Annotated in this window: 19 protein-coding genes and 3 pseudogenes; 10 read left to right on the top strand and 12 right to left on the bottom strand. The window is 49.9% G+C overall.

Annotated features, from left to right (window positions below; translation table 11 throughout):
• Window positions 1-8: 8 nt before the first annotated feature.
• From xylB to NZD86_RS23675, 5 genes are read right to left on the bottom strand one after another with little or no spacing between them, the layout of a single operon-like run.
• Window positions 9-1,568: a xylulokinase gene (gene xylB / locus NZD86_RS23695; RefSeq protein WP_268043690.1), complete on the bottom strand. Its 1,560-nt coding sequence runs from the start codon at window positions 1,566-1,568 to the stop codon at window positions 9-11.
• A complete protein-coding gene (locus NZD86_RS23690; RefSeq protein ID WP_268043692.1) occupies window positions 1,474-2,253 on the bottom strand; it encodes a GntR family transcriptional regulator in 780 nt (259 codons plus the stop codon). Before NZD86_RS23690 ends, xylB begins: the two co-directional genes overlap by 95 nt.
• A 17-nt stretch (window positions 2,254-2,270) precedes the next feature.
• Window positions 2,271-3,005, bottom strand: a complete 735-nt coding sequence (locus NZD86_RS23685; RefSeq protein WP_268043693.1) for a KDGP aldolase — start codon at window positions 3,003-3,005, stop codon at window positions 2,271-2,273.
• A complete protein-coding gene (locus tag NZD86_RS23680; protein ID WP_268043694.1) occupies window positions 2,998-3,750 on the bottom strand; it encodes a creatininase family protein in 753 nt (250 codons plus the stop codon). The genes NZD86_RS23685 and NZD86_RS23680 overlap by 8 nt, the downstream gene beginning before the upstream one ends.
• 14 nt (window positions 3,751-3,764) lie before the next feature.
• A complete protein-coding gene (locus NZD86_RS23675; protein WP_268043695.1) occupies window positions 3,765-4,712 on the bottom strand; it encodes a phosphotriesterase family protein in 948 nt (315 codons plus the stop codon).
• Window positions 4,713-4,862: 150 nt separating this feature from the next.
• Here NZD86_RS23675 and NZD86_RS23670 point away from each other — a divergent pair, with 150 nt between their 5' ends.
• The 4 genes from NZD86_RS23670 to NZD86_RS23655 all read left to right on the top strand — a co-directional run bounded on the left by NZD86_RS23670 (window position 4,863) and on the right by NZD86_RS23655 (window position 9,427).
• Complete coding sequence (locus NZD86_RS23670) at window positions 4,863-5,927, top strand: ABC transporter substrate-binding protein (RefSeq protein WP_268043696.1); 1,065 nt, start codon at window positions 4,863-4,865, stop codon at window positions 5,925-5,927.
• Window positions 5,928-5,988: 61 nt separating this feature from the next.
• Window positions 5,989-7,497, top strand: coding sequence for a sugar ABC transporter ATP-binding protein (locus tag NZD86_RS23665; RefSeq protein ID WP_268046953.1), 1,509 nt, complete (start codon window positions 5,989-5,991; stop codon window positions 7,495-7,497).
• Entirely contained in the window at window positions 7,497-8,453 is a 957-nt protein-coding gene (locus tag NZD86_RS23660) for an ABC transporter permease (protein WP_268043697.1), read from the top strand. The genes NZD86_RS23665 and NZD86_RS23660 overlap by 1 nt, the downstream gene beginning before the upstream one ends.
• Window positions 8,454-8,458: 5 nt before the next feature.
• Window positions 8,459-9,427 (top strand): ABC transporter permease, encoded by a 969-nt coding sequence (locus NZD86_RS23655; RefSeq protein WP_268043698.1) that lies wholly within the window; start codon window positions 8,459-8,461, stop codon window positions 9,425-9,427.
• Between the two features lie 108 nt (window positions 9,428-9,535).
• On the opposite strand, the pseudogene tnpC reads toward NZD86_RS23655, so the two are convergent.
• Both tnpC and NZD86_RS23645 read right to left on the bottom strand, forming a co-directional pair.
• Window positions 9,536-10,572 (bottom strand): annotated as a pseudogene (gene tnpC / locus NZD86_RS23650) (IS66 family transposase); the annotation flags it as partial.
• 25 nt (window positions 10,573-10,597) lie between these two features.
• Window positions 10,598-11,430 (bottom strand): annotated as a pseudogene (locus NZD86_RS23645) (IS1380 family transposase).
• A gap of 499 nt (window positions 11,431-11,929) precedes the next feature.
• Here NZD86_RS23645 and NZD86_RS23640 point away from each other — a divergent pair.
• The 5 genes from NZD86_RS23640 to NZD86_RS23620 all read left to right on the top strand — a co-directional run bounded on the left by NZD86_RS23640 (window position 11,930) and on the right by NZD86_RS23620 (window position 16,483).
• Window positions 11,930-13,240 carry an IS1380 family transposase gene (locus NZD86_RS23640; RefSeq protein WP_268043701.1) on the top strand — a complete coding sequence of 437 codons (1,311 nt, stop codon included), beginning with the start codon at window positions 11,930-11,932 and terminating at the stop codon, window positions 13,238-13,240.
• Window positions 13,241-13,610: 370 nt separating this feature from the next.
• A complete protein-coding gene (locus NZD86_RS23635) occupies window positions 13,611-14,084 on the top strand; it encodes a DUF6431 domain-containing protein (RefSeq protein ID WP_268047083.1) in 474 nt (157 codons plus the stop codon).
• Window positions 14,085-14,098: 14 nt separating this feature from the next.
• Window positions 14,099-15,457, top strand: coding sequence for a DDE-type integrase/transposase/recombinase (locus tag NZD86_RS23630; RefSeq protein ID WP_268047082.1), 1,359 nt, complete (start codon window positions 14,099-14,101; stop codon window positions 15,455-15,457).
• The gene (locus tag NZD86_RS23625; protein ID WP_268047081.1) at window positions 15,450-16,250 is read left to right on the top strand and encodes an ExeA family protein; all 801 of its coding nucleotides are present in this window, start codon (window positions 15,450-15,452) and stop codon (window positions 16,248-16,250) included. The genes NZD86_RS23630 and NZD86_RS23625 overlap by 8 nt, the downstream gene beginning before the upstream one ends.
• Window positions 16,247-16,483, top strand: coding sequence for a DUF5348 domain-containing protein (locus NZD86_RS23620; protein ID WP_268047080.1), 237 nt, complete (start codon window positions 16,247-16,249; stop codon window positions 16,481-16,483). The genes NZD86_RS23625 and NZD86_RS23620 overlap by 4 nt, the downstream gene beginning before the upstream one ends.
• Before the next feature lie 49 nt (window positions 16,484-16,532).
• On the opposite strand, the pseudogene NZD86_RS23615 reads toward NZD86_RS23620, so the two are convergent.
• Window positions 16,533-17,764: pseudogene (locus NZD86_RS23615) on the bottom strand (ISL3 family transposase).
• A gap of 55 nt (window positions 17,765-17,819) precedes the next feature.
• Between NZD86_RS23615 and NZD86_RS23610 the strand changes: the two are divergent.
• Window positions 17,820-18,029: a hypothetical protein gene (locus NZD86_RS23610; protein ID WP_268047079.1), complete on the top strand. Its 210-nt coding sequence runs from the start codon at window positions 17,820-17,822 to the stop codon at window positions 18,027-18,029.
• A 152-nt stretch (window positions 18,030-18,181) separates the two neighbouring features.
• On the opposite strand, the gene NZD86_RS23605 is transcribed toward NZD86_RS23610, so the two are convergent.
• The 4 genes from NZD86_RS23605 to NZD86_RS23590 form a co-directional block, all read right to left on the bottom strand.
• Window positions 18,182-19,399 (bottom strand): IS110 family RNA-guided transposase, encoded by a 1,218-nt coding sequence (locus NZD86_RS23605; RefSeq protein WP_268042741.1) that lies wholly within the window; start codon window positions 19,397-19,399, stop codon window positions 18,182-18,184.
• Between the two features lie 110 nt (window positions 19,400-19,509).
• A complete protein-coding gene (locus NZD86_RS23600) occupies window positions 19,510-20,400 on the bottom strand; it encodes a site-specific integrase (protein WP_268047078.1) in 891 nt (296 codons plus the stop codon).
• Window positions 20,401-20,460: 60 nt separating this feature from the next.
• On the bottom strand, window positions 20,461-21,513 hold the full coding sequence (locus tag NZD86_RS23595; protein ID WP_268047077.1) for an IS630 family transposase: 1,053 nt from the start codon (window positions 21,511-21,513) through the stop codon (window positions 20,461-20,463).
• Window positions 21,514-21,562: 49 nt separating this feature from the next.
• Entirely contained in the window at window positions 21,563-22,030 is a 468-nt protein-coding gene (locus NZD86_RS23590) for a hypothetical protein (RefSeq protein ID WP_268047076.1), read from the bottom strand.
• Window positions 22,031-22,059 lie beyond the last annotated feature (29 nt).

Here is a 22,059-nt window from a genome sequence, read left to right as displayed (position 1 = left end):
TGACCTCCTCAAGAGTTCGCAATTTCGCTAAACAACGGCGAGATGGATTCAATCAATTTCCGATAAGTTTGATACTTTTTATTATAAATGGCTGTCTGGGACAAAGATGGTACAACGACTTCACCCGTGTGGACCAGCGTGTTAGCTGCGGTAGCGACATCCGGATACGCGCCAATACCTACCCCGGCAATGATTGCTGCGCCAATCGCCGAAGCATCTCTGGTTTCCATTAAGTGAATCTCGATTCCTAATACATCCGCTAGAATTGACCGCCAAACCGCCAGTTTCGAACCACCGCCACCCATGTGAACTCGAGTTATCGGATTGCCCATCTGCGCAAAAACGTCCAGACATTCAAGAATGTTGAATGACACACCCTCCATTACTGCTCGAGCGAGCGCACCCTGCCGAGTATGCGCGGACAAACCGATGAAACACGCACGCGCGTCCGCCGAGAACTTCGGACTACCGCGACCGACCAGGAACGGTAGGAACATGAGGGCCGAGTCCTTTGCAGCCACAGTCGAGGCCAGTTCACCAAGTTTTACAATGTCGTTTACCTGGTAGCTACCGCTCGACCGATCAAACAACACAGAGGACAACCAGTTCATAGCAAGACCACCAGTAAAAATGGAGCCGAGGGCGTAAAAGCTTTGCGGCAATGCATGGCGGTGAAAAGTAATCTTTCCAATGCCGTCGCGATGAATGGCAGGAACGGTGGTAAGTACTTGGGCTGCTGTGCCGATAGTGATCGATACTACACCTGGCGATACAGCACCTGTCCCCAAAGCACTGCAAGCCATATCAGCGCCGCCAGCTACGACGGGCACACCCGGCTGGAGGCCAAGAACGGATGCCGCCTCTGGAAGTAGGTCCCCCACTTGCTCCGTAGTGTCTACGACATCAGGAAACACGGAGGTCGGTAGACCAAACTGCCTTATCAAATCGTCATCCCATTTTCCTCGCTGTACGTCATACACCATACTGTTTCCTGCGTCAGTTGGCTCTGTTACAAATCGACCTGTTAACCGATAAAGTAAATAGTCTTTGGGGAAGAGCAATCGATGAGTTGTGGCGAGCACCTCAGGCAAGGTTTCCTTCACCCAAAGCAGTTTTGGTAACAGCAGCGCATCGATAGGAACATTCCCAGAGACACCTACCAACTTGTCACGATAATTTGCCCCGAGCCATGAGGTCTGGGTCTCGGAGCGCGTATCGGAGAGGGTGATACTTGGGAGTAATGCGTTGCCCTCACTGTCCACCATACAAAGTGCGCTCATATGTCCAGATAGTGCAATACCCTCAATCGAAACGGTACTCGGGATTTCCCGGAGACAGGCTCGAACGGAATTAACGCATGCGTGCCACCAATCGATTGGCTTTTGCTCCACCCATCCCGGCTGAGGCGTATAGGTGGGATAGGCAGTACTTGCAACTCCAAGTACCTTTCCCTGCAAGTCCATTACCAGGCACTTAGCGGCGGACGTCCCGAGGTCTAATCCCAACAGCGCTTTCATCTGCGTCACCTTCTTGCGGGAATTGTACTTGTACAATAAATCGATCACCACGCATATAGCTCTGTACGTGCTCCACCAGTAGTCCCGTGTCAAGAAACGCAAGACGCTCAGAATACAGTACTGCATCTCCTGCATGAAGCGATAACACATGCGCTAGTGTTGTAGATGCCACCTGTGCTTGATACGTATCCTTGGCATAGCTTGGTACTCTGCCGTAGTGCTCGGCAAGGGTCTGATATAATGAGTTATTGATTACCTCGTGTTGGTCGAGACTTGGGTAAATGTCAGAACGAAGGTAAGATGTGACGAGTGCCACAGGAACCCCGTCCGCTGTAACGACTCGCTCTATCCGCCAAACGGGTTGGCTATTGGGAACATTTAACTTATCTTGGATACTTGCTGGAGGCAGCTCCAACCCAATAAATCGCACAGTGCTTACGGGGACATATCCCTTCCGCCGAATGTCATCCGTAAAGCTCGGAAGACCATCAGACCCACGGATAATTCGAGGAGGCGATACAAATGTCCCTTTTCCCTGAATACGGTAGACATACCCTTCGTTGACCAATTCCACAATCGCCTGTTTCACTGTGCCGCGACTCACCTCAAACTCTGCGGCGAGGTCGTGTTCAGAAGGGAAGAGCTCATTTTCTTTCATATGTGCGATCCGTGAAATGAGCACTCTCTTAATTTGTAGATACAAGGGCTCCCTAGTGCTTCTTTGTATCACACTCATCCGATTTCTCCTTTATGCTAAACTCTCACCTGTTCCCGCAGCGTACGAACAACTTGGGCAACGTAGTCCGGCCGAGTCTTGCCTGATTCCTTGTCAATCGCATCACTAAAAATATGAGGAATGACGAGCTCCACATTAGCGCTCAAGATAGTTTGAACAATGTGTACTACGTTCTCCAATTTTACTCCACCGGCTGGTTCAAATCCTAGGATTCCCGCAGATCCAGCTGCTTTAGCTAGGACGTTTAGTTCTTCCATCACGATTTCACCCTTAATTGGATGTAGTTTCACTGCGTCCACACCAGTCGCTTTAAGCGTACTAACCACAGAATCAACCGACAGTGTGAAATCGTGCCCAGAAAGCCAAGGAGCTTTCACCACGCCGGGTTGGCCGGTGGGTTCTACAGCAGCATTCACCCACAGTTGAGAGTAGACACCTTTGGTGTATCCAGAAGTGGGAAACGGTTGGTTGAGGTGATTTGCGCCCATCTTGCCTGCCCCGAACACTCTATCCCAGTTTGCGGGGTTTGCCCCGCCACCGAGAGCCAAACTGACTGCGGGAGCCACCTCGCGAACAGTTGCGATATCTTCTTGCATCTGCTCTAGATCAACGTAATTGGTTGCGGATAAAGTAACGAATGCGGTCCCTTCAGACGCCTCCCAAACCTCTTTGGCATTCTGTGCGTCTTTTACAAGGAAGCTGACGGCAATCCGGCCATGAATCCATTCGATAGGGAGTGATGGTTTAGTCATTAGTTTGATTCACCGCTTTCTTGAAATGCTCGACGAGTTCGACCGCCTTGTCGACAACTCGCCTCATTATGGCGTCTCCCTTTTCCTTCGATGCCATAGTGGCGTCGCCAAATACCCCGGATTCGTTCACCTCGTCCCAAAAGGTTGGAACGACATCAAAATCGGCTGGATAATCCGGATACTCTCTGACTGCCCTGTCCATTTTCACAACGTCCGGTCTCAGGGAGAGCAAGATGGACGTTTCTAGTTCATCGGCATGGACAATAGATGGATGGCTGGTTGGAGCCTCCATCACGCCTTTGGAGGCTTCATTTAAGCTTGGATAAAATAAGTACATAACGGGAAATTGCAGGCTTTCTTGCACTTCTCGCGCAGCCTCTTTTAGAGCCGCCATATTGCCGAGATGACCGCTAATTAGAATAAGGCCTTTTATTGCTTGCATTTGTAGACTCTCAGATAAATCACGAATGATGGCCTTCAACGTGTCATTAGAAATGGTCAGCGATCCTGGGAACCGCTTTAACGACCATACCTGACCCAGCGGCATGGTCGGTAGAAGAAATGCCCCGGTCTGCCCACATACCAATCGAGCAAATGCATCAGCAGCGACATTGTCCGTATTGAGCGGCAGATGCGGTCCATGTTCCTCAATTGCTCCGATCGGCAGAACCGCTATGTTTGTCGTTTTACGAGCCTTCACAAACTCCGGCCACGTCAGATTTCCCCATTCTAAAACCTTAGACATGGGCGATCATCTCCTTACTTCTTAAACGTGAGAAATTCGCGAGGATTGTTAACAGTTAAATCTTCAATAATTTGATCAATTTTCTCATCGCTGAACCCGTGATTTCCAAGTTCGTCCACCAAACGGGGAACGAAGCGCGTTGGGATGTACGTGAATCCAGGTCCGCCACCATACTGAGTGAGATACGATTTACGGGCCATATCTCCGGACAGCAGAATCTTCCGTTGATATCCCCTCTTAATTAGCTCGATCATAACGTCAATGCGCGCCTGATCGGTGTGATATTTAATCTTGCTGACTTGATCGAAACTGAGATAAACGCCCTTTTTTGCGATTTGGAGGTGGTACCAAAGGTCTGGATTCCTATCCAGGTGTCCGACGGTCCAATGTTCCAAGTTCACACCTTGGCGCTCGACCATTTCAATTTGCTCCAAGGCCATGGTTCCTGCTTCGGTATGCGAGAACATGGGAGCTTTAGTCTGTTTTTGCGCTTCGGCAACCGCCTTCAGTACTTTCTCTTCGACAGGCCAAATAGAGTTGTACATCGTGCCGAACTTGACTTGACCGGCTTTGTATTTAGTTCCATCGATGCCTTCTTCGACTTCTCGAATGACACGCTCCGTCAACTCATTCTGGCTTGCATCGTACACCCATTGATCAAAAAACAACCCTTTATTGAAGCCGGCGGTTGCAATCAGGTTAACGCCAGTAGCACGCGCCACTTCAACCACCGCTTCAATGTTGCGGCCGTAGTCAATGGCCGTAGCGTCTACGATGCTCTTGCCGCCTGTGTTCCGAAAATCTACTACTTCGGCAATAATTTTCTCCAATGAATCAAGTACCAAATCCGGATCTTTATCTGCGAATTTCTTCGGTGGACTTGCGATGATATGCTCGTGTGTAAGCGTTTTTCCTAATTCTATTGGAGAAATGTCGCCAAGTACCGTACGAACAAAACTCATGTATGATTACTCCTTCGCGATGGTCTAGGGTGAGCAACGACCCTAGTATGATAGAAACACATGACTAGTTGACTAGTCAAGTTATGCGTGCTACTATTCAACCGTGATTGAAAGCGCTGTATGAAAACGAATACGAGGGGGACAAAAGGCATGCATTCCAAAAAGATCATGGCGGGTGTTCTAGGCGTGCTCGCAACAACATTTATTCTGAGCGGGTGCGGATCAACATCGAACGGCACTGCTGCATCCGCAGGGTCATCCTCAAAGCCGGCAGCTAAAAAAGGACCTTATACCATTGGCTATGATATCTACTTCGCAGGTAACAGCTGGTCCGTACAGTTAGCTGATGAATTCAAGGCTGAAGCCGCTAAGCACAAAAGTGAAATCAAGCAAGTAGACTACACAGAGTCGAATGGGGATATCAACACACAGATTTCAAACATTAAGTCTCTCATCGCGAAGCACGTTGACGCCATTATTGTCACACCTAACTCTCCAACCGCATTGATTCCTGTCCTAAAAGAAGCACGTCAAAAAGGCATTGTGGTCGTCCTCCTTGCTGCTACTATTAACTCCCCTGACTACGACAGTTTGGTGACTGTTGATGACACAGACTTCGGTAAGGTTGGTGCAGAGTGGCTAGTCAAACAATTGAATGGAAAGGGTAATATCATTGTCTTGAACGGTATGGCTGGTATCTCGGTGTCCCAGGATCGCTGGAACGGTGCCGAGTCCGTTTTCAAAAGCTACCCAGGCATTCATGTCATTGCCTCGGCCAATGCCAACTGGGATTATGCGACGGGTAAGACAGCTGTCAGCAACATGCTAGCGGCTCACCCAGAAAAAATTGATGGTGTTTGGTCGCAAGGCGGTTCGATGACCATGGGAGCCATCGAAGCATTCCAAGCAGCTCATCGACCACTCGTTCCAATGACCGGTGAAGATAACAATGGATTCCTTAAAATGTGGGCAAAGTTGGAGCCACAAGGATTCCAAGCTATCGGTGTAAGTAAGCCAACCTGGCTGTCCGCAGACGCGTTGGATACGACGCTGGATATCCTCGATGGGAAGCCCTATAAAAAGGACAATGTGCTACAGCCACCTACTATTACGAACTCTGACCTATCCAAGTATGTGAAGCCGAATATGTCCGACAGCATGTACGATAATACCAAACTCTCCAATTCTGAGTTGCAACAACTGTTCTCTAAATAATATCCGCGGATGCCGCCACTAGGCGGCACTCCGTTTCGGGGGTGAACTCCTTTTGAACTCGATGAAGCCGGTTCTTGAAGCTCACCACATTACCAAAGAGTTCTCCGGGAACGTGGTACTGAAGGATATTAACTTGGTTTGTAAGCCCGGTAGTGTACTAGCGCTGTGTGGGGAAAATGGAGCGGGTAAAAGTACACTGATGAACATTATTTCCGGTGTACTTTCTCCCTCAAGTGGTGACCTCTTCTGGTTAGGAGAGAATGTGAAGTTTCGTAATCCCGACGATGCAATGCAACGTGGCATTTACATTGTCCACCAAGAACTCAGCCTATTACCGCATCTGACCATCGCGGAAAATATTTTTCTCGGATACGAACCCAAAGGGAAACTTGGATTCCTGAATAATCGTAGGACCGTAGAACTGGCCAAAGAAATCCTAACCGATATCTCGTTTGATCTAGATGTACAATTAGTGGTTTCATCGTTGTCTCCCGCGCAACAACAAATGATCGAAATCGCTAAGGCTTGGTCACGTAAACCTAAGCTCTTGATTCTGGACGAACCGACCTCGAGTTTGCCGAAATCAGAAGTGACTTTGCTTATCAAAATGATTAACACGCTCAGAGAGCGGGGCGTTAGTATCATTTTTATATCCCACCGTTTGGACGAAATTTTAGATATTTCCGATCGCGTTGTTGTTCTCAAGGACGGAGTCCTTGTCACGGAAAAACCAACGATTGAACTCAACCGAGATCACCTAGTTCAGCTAATGGTCGGGCGCGATATTACACAGACATTCCCACCTCGCGTCCACATAACCGGCCAAGAAGAATCGATGCTCGAACTGAAAAATGTCTCTGTTCCGGGAAAAGTTCATTCGGCATCCTTGTCCGTTCCGAAAGGACACATCGTTGGACTTGGTGGACTTGAGGGACAGGGGCAACGAGATTTGGCCCGGGCTATTTTTGGAGTCAATCCATTCTCCAATGGAACGATGGTTGTCGAGGGCAAAGTGGTTCGTGTCAAGAGCCCACGCCAAGCCCTTCGATGCGGTGTCGTTTACATTCCAGATAATCGTCGTCAGGAAGGAATTGTACCACCGCTGTCCGTGCGAGAAAACATGGTTCTCTCGACGTTACCGCAGATTGCCTCTCGCGGTGTGTTACAAAAGCGTCGTGAACGGCAACAAGTCACGCAAGCAATTGAAAGCTTCTCCATCAAAGTCCACTCGATGGAGAACCTCATCACATCACTCAGCGGCGGAAACCAACAGAAGGTTATTTTCTCCAAGTGGTTGCGAAACAACCCAAGAATCCTTGTACTCCATGAGCCAACTCGTGGTGTAGACATTCAGTCCAAGGTTGAGATCTACCAGTTATTACGCAAGTTAGCCAATGAAGGCGTCGGAATTCTGATGATCTCGAGTGACATGATGGAGTTAATCGGAATGTCAGACCGGATATATGTGATGTACGAAGGAAGAATCACCGGTCATTTAAATGGAGAAACAGCTACAGAAGAACAGGTAATGAGTCTCGCTACAACCGCTGCGAAAGGAGTGGAAATGTAATGTTCGGATCATCCTGGATGCAAGCCCGACGTTCCATACCGGCCTACATTCTGCTCGCGGTTCTCGTGCTTGTGACATCAATTTTTTCATCATCTTTTCGCAGTGGACAGAACTTCGCGGACATCACCACTCAGCTTGCTCCGCTTGCATTCGTCGCAATTGGTCAAACGATAGTAATTTTGCAAGCCGGCATCGACCTATCCATCGGCTCAGTTGTGAGTTTGTCAACAGTCCTCATGGCTTTATATTCCGGGAACAACGTTACCGCAATGATTATCGCTGTTGTTCTCGTCTGCGCGGTGGGAATTTTAGTCGGGCTGCTGAACGGCGTTGGCATCGTATATTTTCGGGTACCGCCGCTTATCATGACACTCGGTACCGAGGTCATCGTAAAAGGTGTGGCATTGTATTTGATGCCTTCGCCGGGTGGAGCCGTTAATAGTGGCTTTGCGGGTGCACTCACTTCCGATTTCGGAAACATTACAGTGATGCTCATACTTACGATCCTACTCTATGCTTTGTTCACCTTTGTCTTCCAAAAGACGAAGTTTGGACGTTACACGTACGCGGTGGGCGGCGACAAGGGGGACGTATCCTCAGCTCGTAAGGCAGGTATCCCAGTAAACCGAACACAGATTCTCGGGTATGTAGTATGTTCATTGATGGGAGCACTAGGTGGATTACTGCTTGCAGCGAATATCTACTCTGGCGATCCGGTCATTGGCGACACATTCTCTCTCGATTCGATTACGGCCGTCATAGTGGGCGGAACCTCTCTTTTTGGCGGTGTTGGAACGGCCATTGGTAGCTTCGCTGGCGTAGTCTTGATCTCAATCATTGGTAACATCCTGAACATGTGGAACGTTCCAAGTTTCTATCAGTATATTGTTAAAGGTGTCATCCTCGTAACGGCATTGTTACTCTATCAACTGCGTGCGCGTAGAGGAAGGAGCTGAAGAAGTTGCGAACTGCCTCACTTACACCATCTTTTCTGAAAAAATCAAACAAAAGCAATAGTGTGCTAGGTGTGTACGCACTGTTGGTGGCATTTCTCATCGTTTACGCAATCGCTTCACCTCAGAGTTTTACTGGGACCCACCTTATGGACGTCGCCCTGCAGGCTGCACCACTTGGTGTGGTGGCGATTGGACAGACCATTGTTTTGCTACTGGCGGGTATCGATTTGTCGGTTGGTTCAGTAATTACCCTTACGAACGTAATTTTGGCTGGTGTGATGGTGGGACAGAATGGTCGCATGGGCATTGCCGTGATCTTTGCACTAGTAGTGGCAATTGCTATCGGGATCATCAACGGAGTCGCGGTCACGAAACTAAAAATCCCCCCATTTTTGGCTACGTTGGCTATGGGTTCTATCGTGGAGGGAATTTATTACGTCTATACCAAAGGCTCGCCGATCGGGAATATCGCTTCTGGTTTTCGCTGGATGTCAAATGGTTGGTTTGTCAACATATTACCATGGGCTGTTGTCATCTGGATTCTCATTTGGATTATCGCTGCATTCCTCCTATACCGTACATCGTTTGGCAGACGCTTGTATGCCACTGGCGGGAATGACCGTACGGCATGGCTCTCTGGCATACCCACGAATTACATCATTATCGGCGGTTACGTGTTGAGCTCAGTACTTGCTTCCTTGTCTGGATTCCTAATTTCTGCATACATCGGGGTGGCATCTATTGGGGTGGGGGATCCTTACACGCTAAACTCCGTTGCCGCAGCGGTCATCGGTGGGGCAGCATTCACGGGAGGTCGCGGCGGTCTTTCCGGAACATTTGCAGGCGTGCTCATCATGGAATTCCTGCAAAGTCTACTTACGGCTCTCAACGTGTCTTCCGCAGGTCAACTCATTAGTCAAGGTATCGTTATTGTTGTCATGGTCGCGATCAATCAATGGCGGTCCAAGGCATAATTTATAGGTAGTGAACGTCAAACCCGGCACACCTTGTGCACGAACCACGTTTGTTCATAATCGGATATAATGAATCCCCGCAGCGTCGCTGGCGGGGATGTTGATCTTCTATGCTCTTGTCTTTCGTTTTCGTATCTCCTCTGGCAACTCTTCGGACCACGGCAGCAAAGCGTCTACGACATGCTCGTCATCCATTTGGATGTTTGGTAGCCGCTCAAACAGATACTCCAGATATAGGCGCGGATCTAAACCATTCTCTTTCGCCGTCTCTACCAAACTATAAGTAATGGCACTTGCTCTCGCACCACGTGGTGTATTACTGAACATCCACGCCTTGCGGCCGATCACAAAAGGCTTGATAGACCGCTCACTCCGGTTGTTATCCAGTTCCAGGTTCCCGTCTTCTAGAAACACAATGAGTTTGCTCCATTGGTTCATGCAATACGTAATGGCTTTGCCTAAAACACTCTTTGGCAGCACAAGTGGACTCTGCTCATGCAACCATGCTGAAAAAGCATCGAGCACGGGTCGACTTTGCTTTTCTCGGCCTGCTCGACGTTCTTCCGGTGTGGCGTCCTTCAACCCACGTTCAATCTTGAATAACTCATTGCAATATTGAAGCCCAGTCCGTGCAGCCGAAGTTTTTTCTGTTCGGCGCTCGGCAGCGATTGAAGGGCGTCATTGAAACCGCGCCGCGCATGAGACCAGCACCCGACCAGTGTCGCGTTCTCCACGTCGTGGTATCCGGCATATCCGTCTACATGCAGGTACCCCTTGAACCCTCGGAGGAACGTCTTCGGATGCTCCTTCGACCGACTCTCTTGATAGTCATACAGCACAATCGGCGGTCCATCACGTCCACTTCGGTACAGCCACATATACGATTTCGAATTGGCCGCCCGTCCGGGTTCGTGTAGTACCTGCAGTGTTGTCTCATCTGCATGTAAATAATGTCGGGCAAGCAATTCCTCATGAAGCCTGTCGAATATGAGGCTCAGCCAACGCGTAGCTCCGACTACCACCCAATTCGCCAGCGTCTGACGAGAAAGCGATATGTCCTGTCGGATGAATTGCTGCTCCTGTCGGTACAAAGGCATGCCTTCCACAAACTTCTTACTCATGATATAAGACACCATGGATGCCGAAGTTCACCAGCCGGACGTTCCATCTTCACGACCACCCGGCGGGCATGTTCCCAACTGGTGTTTGATACATGAATTCCCTGTAATGGACTTGTCGTTTGTGTAATCTTTCAGCGTTTAGTAATGGATCCGCCATGACCTGCGCAATGGACTGTAGCCGTGCGTTTGACTTGAGGCGGATGGCGTATTTATGACCCTTGGTTTCCGCCAACTCAAACAGCCCTGGAACGGCAAACCCACTATCGCCACGAATGACGATGAGGCTATCCGGGTTCAGCCTACCGTATCGATTCAGAATTGGTCCCACAAACCGGACGACTTGACTACGTTGCCTGCACGAAGCTCTGCTCGCAGACAATCACCGGTCAGACCGTCAAAGCAAAACAACGGATGAAATCCATGTTGCTGGTAGTGGTAATTGAAATTCGCTCCATGCTGTTTTCCGTAGGCAGCAAAGCTGGAGGAATCCAAATCAAAAACGAATTGGTTCTGGGGTTTTATAGCGTACACGCGACGCTGCAACGTTTCATTCACACACTCCAGAGATTTGGCAGTCGCAATATCCGCTTTATCGTTGAAACGAGACAAAGTAGGTTGTGAGGCCAAGCTTTCCTTTCCCAGCAGCATAGTTAGCAATGGCTCTACAGCTAAATCATCTGCGTGATCGTCTGTATGGTAGCCAGCTATGTGCTGATACAGTTTCTGAAGAACCACGTCGCTATTTGGATGATCCCGATGAAAGACCGAATCATGAACCACGAGCAGTTCTTCTACCGCTTCGGATAGGCCCAGTTTGTGATCGAATTCTTTGTATAGGAGCAGTCCAGCATCCGAGGTCAAGTCGCCGCCGTCAAAATTCATTTTCACCCTGGGGTTGAAGTTCATGACATTCTCTTGTAGGCTTTTCAATAGAAGAGCTCTCCTTTGATGTGTTTGGATTAGACACCTTAACACTACCAAAGGTTGGGCTTTTTTCCTATGTGCTCACGTCACTTTTTGAGTGAATCGCTAAATCCCCTTATAGCCCTTGCACCGCTTGCATTTACAGGTCCTTCACGATCGCGCTATGAATATTTCAGGTCTATGTAATATGCCCACAACCGGTGAACATCCCCTCACTTGTCCCCACTAAGTTTGATAAAACACTTCCACGTTTATGAGACATTCTGTTGTGTAGCTACCCGTTTAGAAACCGTGTATACAGACTTTCAAAGGAGTCCCAAGACACACTTTGTATAAACCCGGATTTCGACGGTTTTGTCCTCTTTGAATTGACCCGAATAATTGAAAAGGCGCTCCCCGTAAGGCTAAGATGAGTTTGTCGAGAACACATCTCTAGCACGAAAGGAGCACCTTTAAGGTGAAACAACATAAGCATACACGAAAACACCGCCGCCGGAAAAGCTGTAAAATACATACTCACTTCGACCTCAATTCTGCCACTGCATTTGGCGGGGCGGCAGGACTCATCGATTTCGTCCTCCAAACCGGTATGGATAAGTATTTTTGCACAGAGGAACTTGGCAAACGGAAAGACGCTCAATTCCAAATGGATGACGTTGCTCTTACGTTCGTCCTCGGTACATTGCTGGGTCAGGAACGAATTTTCCACTTCGAGGACATTGAGCATGATCCCCTTCTTATGCTCAAGCTGGATCTGTCGAAGCTGCCAGATACAACGCTGCTGTACAAGGACTTGAAGCGGCTAGGCTCCCCTGTTGGTATGGAGGCGATCCGCTCGGCACAGCGCCTTGTACTTAAGTCGCTACTCCCCAAAGGACATGACATTGTCGTTGACATAGATTCTTCAGTGGAGACGGTGTTTGGAAACCAGGAACAATCTGCTGTAGGGTTCAATCCGCATCATCATGGAAGGGCAAGTTTTCATCCCTTGCTAGCGTTTGAATCGCAGATGGGGTGCTGCATCTATGACGAACTGCGTTCCGGCGACGCTCACACAGCAGAAGGGTTTGCAGCCTTCTATGAGGCGATGAAAAAGCAGTTGCCAACAGGTGTAAACATCCGTGCCATCCGCATGGATAAAGGGTTTACCGGTGAAAAGGTGTTTCAGACACTGGAACAAGACGGGCGAGACTACGTGATCAAACTGAAATGGACGAAGCGACTAGCAGAGCTGGCCCCCAACCTAGCGTGGCATTGTATCACCCAGAGTGATACAGAACACTGCGATGTTGCCTCCCTTATGTACCAGGCAACATCCTGGGAAAAACCTCGGCGAGTTGTCATTGTGCGTCGATTGGACATTGACCCGCAGGAGGTCCTATGTGCGGATTGGTTTTGGGAGTACGAGGCCATAGCCACAACGTTTGACTGGAACGGTGAGGACATATGGCATTTCTACAACCACCGTGGCAACGCTGAGAATCATATCAAAGAAGCCAAATATGGATTCGCCGTTGACCAATTCTCGAGTCAGAATTTCAATACCAACAAAGCGTTGGAAGCTCTGAAGCTGCTGGCATACAACCTGCTCCTGTTATATAAACAAGCAGCGTTGCAACCTGGAGTGCGTCAGTGGACAGTTGGACGGCTCCGGCGGAGACTATTCCTTCTACCCGGAATTTTGGTTCACCATGCACGTCAGTGGACAATTCGTCTGCCCGAGTTCGCACAGCGCCTGTCCACCCAAGTCCTTCAGGTGGCGACATAGTGATTTCCAAGCTGAACTGGCAAAAATGACGGTCCATTATGGGGAGGGGGAAAGTGTGTCCAAAGGTTCAATCCAGGACCACTATGCTATCGTGATCGTTAACATATTTACCTATTAATTGAATTTCCAGCCCTGTCGGGCTGTTAAATGAAAAAACCGTCGAAATCCGGGTAGATATAATGTCCGCATCTTAGGAATGGAAAAAGGCGCCTCATATAACGTGGTACTGAGCCAACAGCACCACTAGAGACGCCCTACCAAAAGGATATGGTTATTGTAGCAGATTTTTTGCTGGAGGAGCAGTCCCCCGGCGTTTTTTGTTAGGAGTGCGGAAGTCATCCCCTGTCCCTGCTGTTTAGGACACTTGGGGGTGGTCGGGAGCCGACGTAGAGGGTACGTCCAGAGTTCGGGTGAATTGGTGAAACTCATCATTCGCAGGTTGCAGTGCAAGGATTGTAAGAGGATTCATCACGAGCTGCCCAACATCCTGGTGCCCTACAAGCGTCACGAAGCGGCGAGTATTGAACAGGCAGTGCAGGAAGTAAACCCTGCCGTTGCGGCAGATGAGTCCACATTGTATCGGTGGCGAAGCTGGTTTCAAGTCTGGGCTGTTTACGCAACACGCTGCTTGTCTGCGCTTGCTCATCGTTACGGGTTCCCTGTGAAGGAGTCGTCCAATTCCACGCAGTCCTCACTCCAACAACTTGGACAATGGGTCGGCCACGTCGACAAATGGCTGGGTCAAATTGTCCGGCCAATCACAAACGCAAATTTGTGGGTACAGACCCGTTCTGCATTTTTGTCCGCACCGAGTCCGTCTACATTCATGCTAGCCCTACCATAGAGGAGGAGTTAGCCGTGAAAGATTGGAAAAAAGCGGAGGAAATCGCAGCGCAGAGGTTTCAATTGTTGTCTCCACTTCTTGCAGAAGGCCTGGATGCAGCAAAGCTCAGGGAGCTCAAGGCCCAGATCTGCAAAGAAACAGGTCTGTCAGAACGAACGGTACGTCGGTATTTAGCAAAGTATCGGAATGAAGGGTTCGGAGGACTCAAACCTCAGGGAAAGCCACGTTCTACATCCTCACCTTCCTTCATCTCTCAGGACCTCTTAGAAGAAGCCATCCTACTACGAAGAGAAGTCCCGACTCGGAGCGTTTCCCAGATCATTGAGATACTCGAATGGGAAGGAAAAGCAGCCCCCGGCCAACTCAAGCGAAGCACACTTCAAGAGCACCTTGCAGCTCGTGGCTACAGTTCACGACAAATGCGAATGTACGCAGAAACAGGCGCTGCATCACGCCGTTTTCAGAAGAGGCACCGGAATCAGCTGTGGCAATCCGACATCAAATACGGCCCCTATCTACCTGTCGGTCCGAATGGTGCGAAGCAGCAGGTCTATCTTGTCGTCGTGCTAGATGATACTACCCGTTTTGTTCTCCATGGAGCATTTTACACAACCTTGGACAAGAGCATTGTCACGGACTGCTTCCGCCAGGCGGTACAGAAATACGGCGTTCCAGAAGCTGTGTACTTTGACAACGGCAAGCAGTACCGTTCTAAGTGGATGGCCAGGACATGCTCAAAGCTTGGGACACGCCTCGTCTTCACGAAAGCATACTCCCCGGAGGCTAAGGGCAAAGTTGAGAAGTTTAATCGTACGGTGGATTCCTTCCTGAATGAAGTTGCACTAGATAAGCCCCAGACTCTCGAGCGCCTGAATGAACAATTCCAGGTTTGGCTCAGTGAGTGTTATCAACATCGACCACACTCTGCACTTGGCGAGAATGTCAGTCCTGAAACGGCTTACCGAAGTGACCGAAAACCACTAAACTTCGCGAGTGCAGACGTCATTGCAGACGCCTTCTTGCACGTCGAAACACGAAAGGTCGACAAATCAGGCTGTATCAGTTTCATGAACAAGAAATATGAAGTGGGGCTCACCTTTATCGGCAGCACTGTGGATGTCATCTACGACCCTGCGGATACGACCGAGTTGACCATTGAAGCTACCGGCCATAAATCCCACAAAGTTCGAGAGATGACCATTGGTGAACGAACAGGTACGCGCCCAAAGTTGCCAGACCACCTTGGCACCACGCCAACTGAAGCGTCACGACTGCTTCGCGCTGCAGAGAATCAGCATGAAAAACGTCAGGAACGCGTCATCCCAGCCGTCCGCTACGACAGTGTGTGGAAGGGGGAAGAACAAGATGTTTGAGACGTTCTACGAATTTGAGCATACGCCATTCTCAAGAGACATCCCGACAAACCAGTTGTACATGTCACCGGGCTTGGAGGATATCTTAGGGAGGTTGAAGTATGCTGCTGAGCGGCAATGGTTTGCAGTGGTAACCGGAGATTGTGGTACCGGAAAAACTACCACCATCCGCAGATTCTCAGATGCACTGGAGCATTCGAAGTTTAAAATCCTCTACCTTTCCGACTCGAAGCTCACGCCGAGACATTTCTACAAAGGCATGCTCGAACAACTCGGGTGTGAAGCGAAGTTCTACCGTGGAGACGCCAAGCGTCAGTTACATCGAGAGATTGAGCTCATGCGTGGGATTCATGACGTTCGCCCGGTTGTCGTTGTGGATGAAAGCCATCTACTCGACCGCGAGATGTTGGAGGAGGTACGCTTCCTTTTGAACTTCAAGATGGATGCACAGAGTCCAATGGCGCTTATCCTGGTGGGACAAAACGAGTTGTGGGAACGACTCAATCTCCAGGCCTACGCCGCCATCCGACAACGCATCGACTTACAGTGCAAGTTACATCACTACGACCGTGCTGACGTTGGCCAATACATGGAGCGGCACCTGACCTACGCTGGTGCAAAGCGCAGCATCTTTAGTGAAAAAGCCGTCGACGAGATTCACCGTTTTTCTGGTGGTGCGCCACGTCTGGTCAACAAGCTATGCACACATTGTCTTATGTACGGAGCACAGAACCGGCAACAGATCATTGACGACCATATGGTAGAACGGGTCATCCAGGGCGAGTTGTCATGAGGGTTCGTAAGGCCCCCATGGCCTACGACCAAGACTTGTGGCGCTGGGTGGTAGAAGGAAGAGACGCCTGGTACAGCATGCGTGCTGGGGAAGACATAGAGATTCACCTAGGAACCACCTCAATCAGAGGAACCATCCATAGGGATGAATTTTGGTCCTGGTACATCGTTGTGAACGGTGTACCGCTAGGCCTTATCTCAGGAAAGCGATACACAGTGACCATCACAATCTAGCTTTATCCGGGGAAGGATGTCTTCTTCCCCTTTTCGCCTCCTCGCTGTTTTAGGTGGGTAAAGCGAAGGACAACTTGCCTAGCAACAGGTAAATCATAGAGATATAGTTCTCGACGTTGCGATAACCCTTCGCTCTTCGTTTCATGGCTTGGATGAGACTGTTCATACTTTCAATCAGGGCATTATTCACTCTGCTATCAAACCAAGACAGTATGCCAGTTTGGTGGCGGCGAATGGTTTTAGCGGCGTCAATCATTGGTTTGAGCCGCGAATGCGTGGCCCAGAAGTACCACTTGTCCAGAAACGGCTTGGCAAGGGACTTTGGCTGTATCCAAAGCTCTTTGAATGTCAGCATCATCTGGTATGCCTTTGCCGTCTTGAGATTTAAGTGCCGAAGCTCCTGTAATCGCTCTTTTTGCTTGCTTGTCAAATTGTGCTCATTCTTCAGCCAAATGTACCTGGATTGTTTGAGCATGGGCTGTGTGCGTTGTTCTTCACGGCGTACTTTGTCCACCGCTTCACCGATTACTTTCGTAACATGGAACTTGTCAAATGTGAGTGAAGCGTCAGGAAAGTATTTGTGAACACCAGCAATAAATGCTGGAGACATGTCGGAGCAGACAGTTTCGATTTCATCTGGGTCGCCGCCATGTCGCGTGAAATCATCGACGAATCGCGTAAGGGTACTCATGTCTTTGCCATGCGTGACGAAGATTACCCGTCTTTGCTCTGTATCTGCAACAACGGTCACGTAGTGATGACCGCGAGCTGTAGAGGTTTCGTCAACCGCAATGTGGTGAACATCTGAGAAGTCTTGTGATTCGCGAGCCTGATTCACATAGTGGCGAACGATACGCCAGATACGGGTATCATGTTCCCCGACTAGACGTGCAACTGCCAGAACGGGCATCTCGCGAACCAGTTGAAGGATGAATGCCTCGAAGCCGTATGAGAAATGCCCGCGTTTGCGTGCCCAGGGCACTTCGATGGTCCGTACACCCCCTTGTCCTTCGAGCAATCATGGCACCAGATTCGAGGCACTTTGGCGTGAATGTATGTGTCGTGCTCAAAGTGATTGAGGTGCCTCCATGAGCGAGTGTCGCGGTCGTAGATGTCCGTGTTCTGACTGCCGCAATTTGGGCATGGGAACTTGGTTCCATCTTTGTAGTCGACCGTGATGTCAAGACGTTTATTCTCTTTGCTGAATTCAACCGAAGTAACATGCCAGGGAGATTGAACGCCAATAGAGTGATTGAACAAGTCAAGAACGGGATCGGACATTTGGATAACCTCCTGTTACGTCAAGAGAGCGTGGAATACCGACCAACGGGAGGATATGCCGCGAAAGCTCTTGACGGATGCCCAACTTAGCATCCTACAAGTCATGTCAAGCCGACAACAAGGAGGCATTGACCCTAACTCTGGTTTGCCAATGGGTTTTTATACCTCCATGATTGACTTGTTCAACCCATCTCAACCAGCGAAGAGCCCCCTTTTCTTCATTTTTCAGATGGACAGCGAATTCGTCAGATGTGGGACAAAATAGCCCGTCAATCGCTGGACACTAAACTACGTCCGTAACAATTTACACTCCCTATCCTGAAAATAATTGAGCGATGACCAGGGTAAAACGACATACTGAAATAAGCCCACCACAAGATGGGTTTTAAAAGGAACTCTGTGATGTCTGGAGATCATTTATGCAACAGGTTTTACGGTGACCTCCAACCCGAGTGATTGCAACTTCCGGATCGCCTGCTTTACGACTGCGTCTTTCTTGCGTGCTTCGTAATATGTTGGGCCGAGTTCAATATAAGGTTGACGTCGCTGTAACACGTAATACACGATGGTTAAGATGCTGTGGGCCACTGCAACTGCTGCACGGTTTTTGCCTCTTCGAGCTGCAATTCGATGGTACTGGGCAGAGAGATAAGTCTGCTTCGTTCTCGCCGCTGCGCGTGCTGCTTCCACCAGCGCTGCTCTGAGTTTTTGATTCCCTTTGCGTGTTTTCCCCGACTTTCGTTTCCCGGCGCTTTCATTGTTCCCTGGAGCCAGTCCTGCCCAAGAGCATAAATGGGCAGCAGACGGAAATTGGGTCATGTCTGTCCCAATTTCAGCCAGAATTTGTTCTGCTGTTCGTCGACCGACACCGGGGATGGTGTCCACTAGCTCCAGGTCTTCTTCAAAAGGGAGCATGCGCTCCTTGACTTCTTCATCCAGCCGGGCAATCTCTTCATCCAAGTAATCGATGTGACGTAATTGGGCTGCCAGCATCATTCGTTGGTGGGAGCCCATAAGCCCATTCAGTGCCTTGTGCAAATCGGCCTTCTTCGCCTTCATCCGGCCTTTGGCTAACCCTGACAATACCTCCGGGTCTTCTTCTCCGTGGATCATTGCTTCCAACATCGCCCGCCCAGATTTGCCAAGTGTATTGCTGGCCACTGCAGAAAGCTTGATGTTGGCACCTTCCAACACCTTTTGAACCCGATTCACCTCTCTTGCCCGCTCGTCAATGAGACTTCGGCGGTAGCGAATGAGTTCTCGTAGTTCCCGTTGTTCACGGTTGGGGATGTAACTGGCTTGCAACAGCCCGTGGCGGAGCAATCCGGCGATCCATTCGGCATCCTTCACATCGGTCTTACGGCCCGGAACGTTCTTCATGTGCTTGGCGTTCACCACAAGCACTTGACAGTCCGCCGACTCCAGAAGGTTGTAGATTGGCTTCCAGAATGAAGCTGTGCTTTCCATAGCAACATGCGTGCATTCATGTTGTCCTAACCAGTCAACCATCTCCAGGAGATCCTCCGTCATCGTGGAGAACGTGCGAATCTCCTTGGCCTCCGGCGTCAGCACACAGGCGACCACCGTCTTCTTGTGCACATCGAGGCCGCAACAACGTTCGTATACGACATCCATGCCAATCCTTCCTGATGGACTGGTAATATTGAAGGGCTGGTGCAACGACCATACAAAGGCATTTTCATCCTTCTGCTGGTGCCGCCCCGGCGGCATGGGAGTCTATTCATTTATGATCCTCCTACGATAAAATCATAAAGTTCGTCCATCTCGGTACGTTTCGGGGCTTTCTCGGCTTTGAGTACGGCTGCATTGGCTTTCGGCCCCACGTTCCGCTCCAGCTCATTCATCGCTTGTTGCTTAAGCTCTTCCAGTCGTGCGTGGACTTCATCCTGGACCTCGGAATGGCGCTCGGATTCCAGATAGTGCTCGTAGATTTCGATCATGTCATAGCCATTCTTCCACGACATATAGCCGATCAGTTCTCGGATCTTACGCTGAAATTCTCCTTCGGTCCTGGAGTGGTCGTAGATGTTCCTTATCGCCTCTGTAACGTACCAATGGCGGGCCTGATGTACGACTGCCTCAATTCCGGCCGCCGCACAGGCAGCGTTCCAGTAACGCCTATACTTTTTCGGCGTTAGCGCCGTAGCACGCTGTGACAGGAACAGAGGGACTTTCATGAGGTCAATTCCGCCCTTTTTACGGAGTTGGAGGTAGGCTTCCAGTGCCCGCCCTTCAGAATCGAACTTCCGGCGATCTGTGTCAAAGTAACGTCGTAGCAACTTGGCCGTGTCATCCGTCCACCGCAAGAACTTCACGCGCTTTCCGTTGCTCCCTTTGCTAGTAGCGGTGGCTTCCCGCATCATACCCTTGGCGTACCAATCACCAAGGGTCAAGGCACAGACCTCGGAAATCCGACCGCCAGACTCGAGGAGGATGCGGGTGACAAGTTCTTCTCTCAGCCCCCAGCTCTTAACCTTGGTTGCCCCGGCCAGTACTTTACCCGCGAGGCTCTTATCCACAGTTTGGACTACCCATTGGTCGCCCTTCTGAACAAAATAGCTGTCGGATAGCCGCACCTTACGGCGGGGCTCCTCTGTACCGCCGGCCTGTGACATATGTGGGTAACCGCGCCGAGATTCTTCCTCGGCTTCTAGTGTCCTGAGTCGTTTTTGTCTTTATTTATTCCGGACGGCTTTGGCGAGAATCTCGTCCGCAGATTTCACCCATTTGAACGGTGCTGCGCCTTCATTCCATTGCTCCATAAAGCTGTGAATGGCAGCTATGAGTGATTTGACACTCCGAAACACACCTCGTTCAAGCGCCTGCCGATGGAGGATGCCGAACCATGTCTCGATTTGGTTCATCCAGGATGCGCTGGTTGGCGTGAAGTGAAGGTGATATCTCGGACGCTTGTTCAACCACTTGCGCACATTGGCGTGCTTGTGTGTAGCGTAATTGTCCATGACCAGATGAATTTCTCCTTCTGGATAGGCCTTGTCAATGGCCCGGAGAAATTGAAGGAATTCCTGATGCCGATGACGTGCATGACATTGCCCAAGTACTTCGCCAGTGGCCACATTGAGTGCCGCGAAGAGGCTTGTAGTTCCGTGCCTAACATAATCGTGCGTGTGTCGCTCTACTTGACCCGGTTTTAGCTGGAGTTTGGGCTGTGTACGGTCCAATGCTTGAATCTGGCTCTTCTCATCGACACATAACACCAGCGCCTTTTCCGGCGGATTCAGATACAAGCCGACAACGTCAACAACCTTTGGTTCAAGTTCTGGGTCCTTACTGTATTTGAACGTCTCGACCCGATGCGGTTTGAGATTATGCTTGCGCCAGAGACGCGAGACAGTAGACTGACTGATGCCCTGCTGTTTGGCCAACTCTCGACTGCTCCAGTGTGTTCGTCCCTTGGGCTTGGTCAGGGAAGTTGCCAACAGCTCGGTGACCTTCTCATCGCTGATGATTCGGGGGCGTCCGGGCTTCGGTATATCCTGTAATCCATCCATACCGAACTCGGCGAACCGCTGACGCCAGCGCCCTACAGTCACTCCCGAACCTAGCCCGGCCTTGACCATTTGCTCGTTCGTCCATCCGTCCGCTGCACGCAACACAATCTCGGCCCGCCTCACCATTTTCTGTGGCGTCGATGGCGAACGTACCCAGTGCTCTAAAGTGGCTCTATTTTGCTCGCTAAGTGTGATGGAAATCGCTCGTCTGCTCATGTCAAAATTGTATCAATAACGAGCAAACAAAGATAGCTATATTTAAGACTCAAGACACTAGTTGTTCTATCAATGCATGCACATCATGGTAGATCGTATTGGTAAGTGGGTTCGAGTAAGGGTAATACTCTTTGTCTATGGCGATCGCGTAGTACCGTTTGAGTGCCGCTAGAAAAACACTTACGGAATTCCGACTTTCGGAGGAGGAGTCCACAATCTGAAAACCTAGTTTGTGCTTACGGATGCGGCACTGTTGCTTCTGAATGAGGTAGTCGCTCACAGCCTGCCGTACGTCTTCAATGTCATCGTCCCACCTACGCCTACCGCGAACTTGCCACGGGTCAGTTTCCAGATAAGTGAAGAAGGGCAGGATAGCACTGAGGTAACTCCGCATGGTGCCACCCGTAGTCGAATCCTTAATCTCCTTGGCATAGACGGTAAGGGGCATATGCATTTTTCCTGCTGGGTCAAAGACAATGGCAGGGTGCTGATGGCTGGTTCCCTCTGGCCGCATCACACTTCTGTATCTCCCTGTAATCATAGCAT

The sequence above is a fragment of the Alicyclobacillus dauci genome, assembly GCF_026651605.1.
GTDB lineage: Bacteria > Bacillota > Bacilli > Alicyclobacillales > Alicyclobacillaceae > Alicyclobacillus > Alicyclobacillus dauci.
The sequence above is the reverse complement of the archived record's forward strand: the minus strand, read 5'-3'. Positions and strand labels throughout refer to the sequence as shown.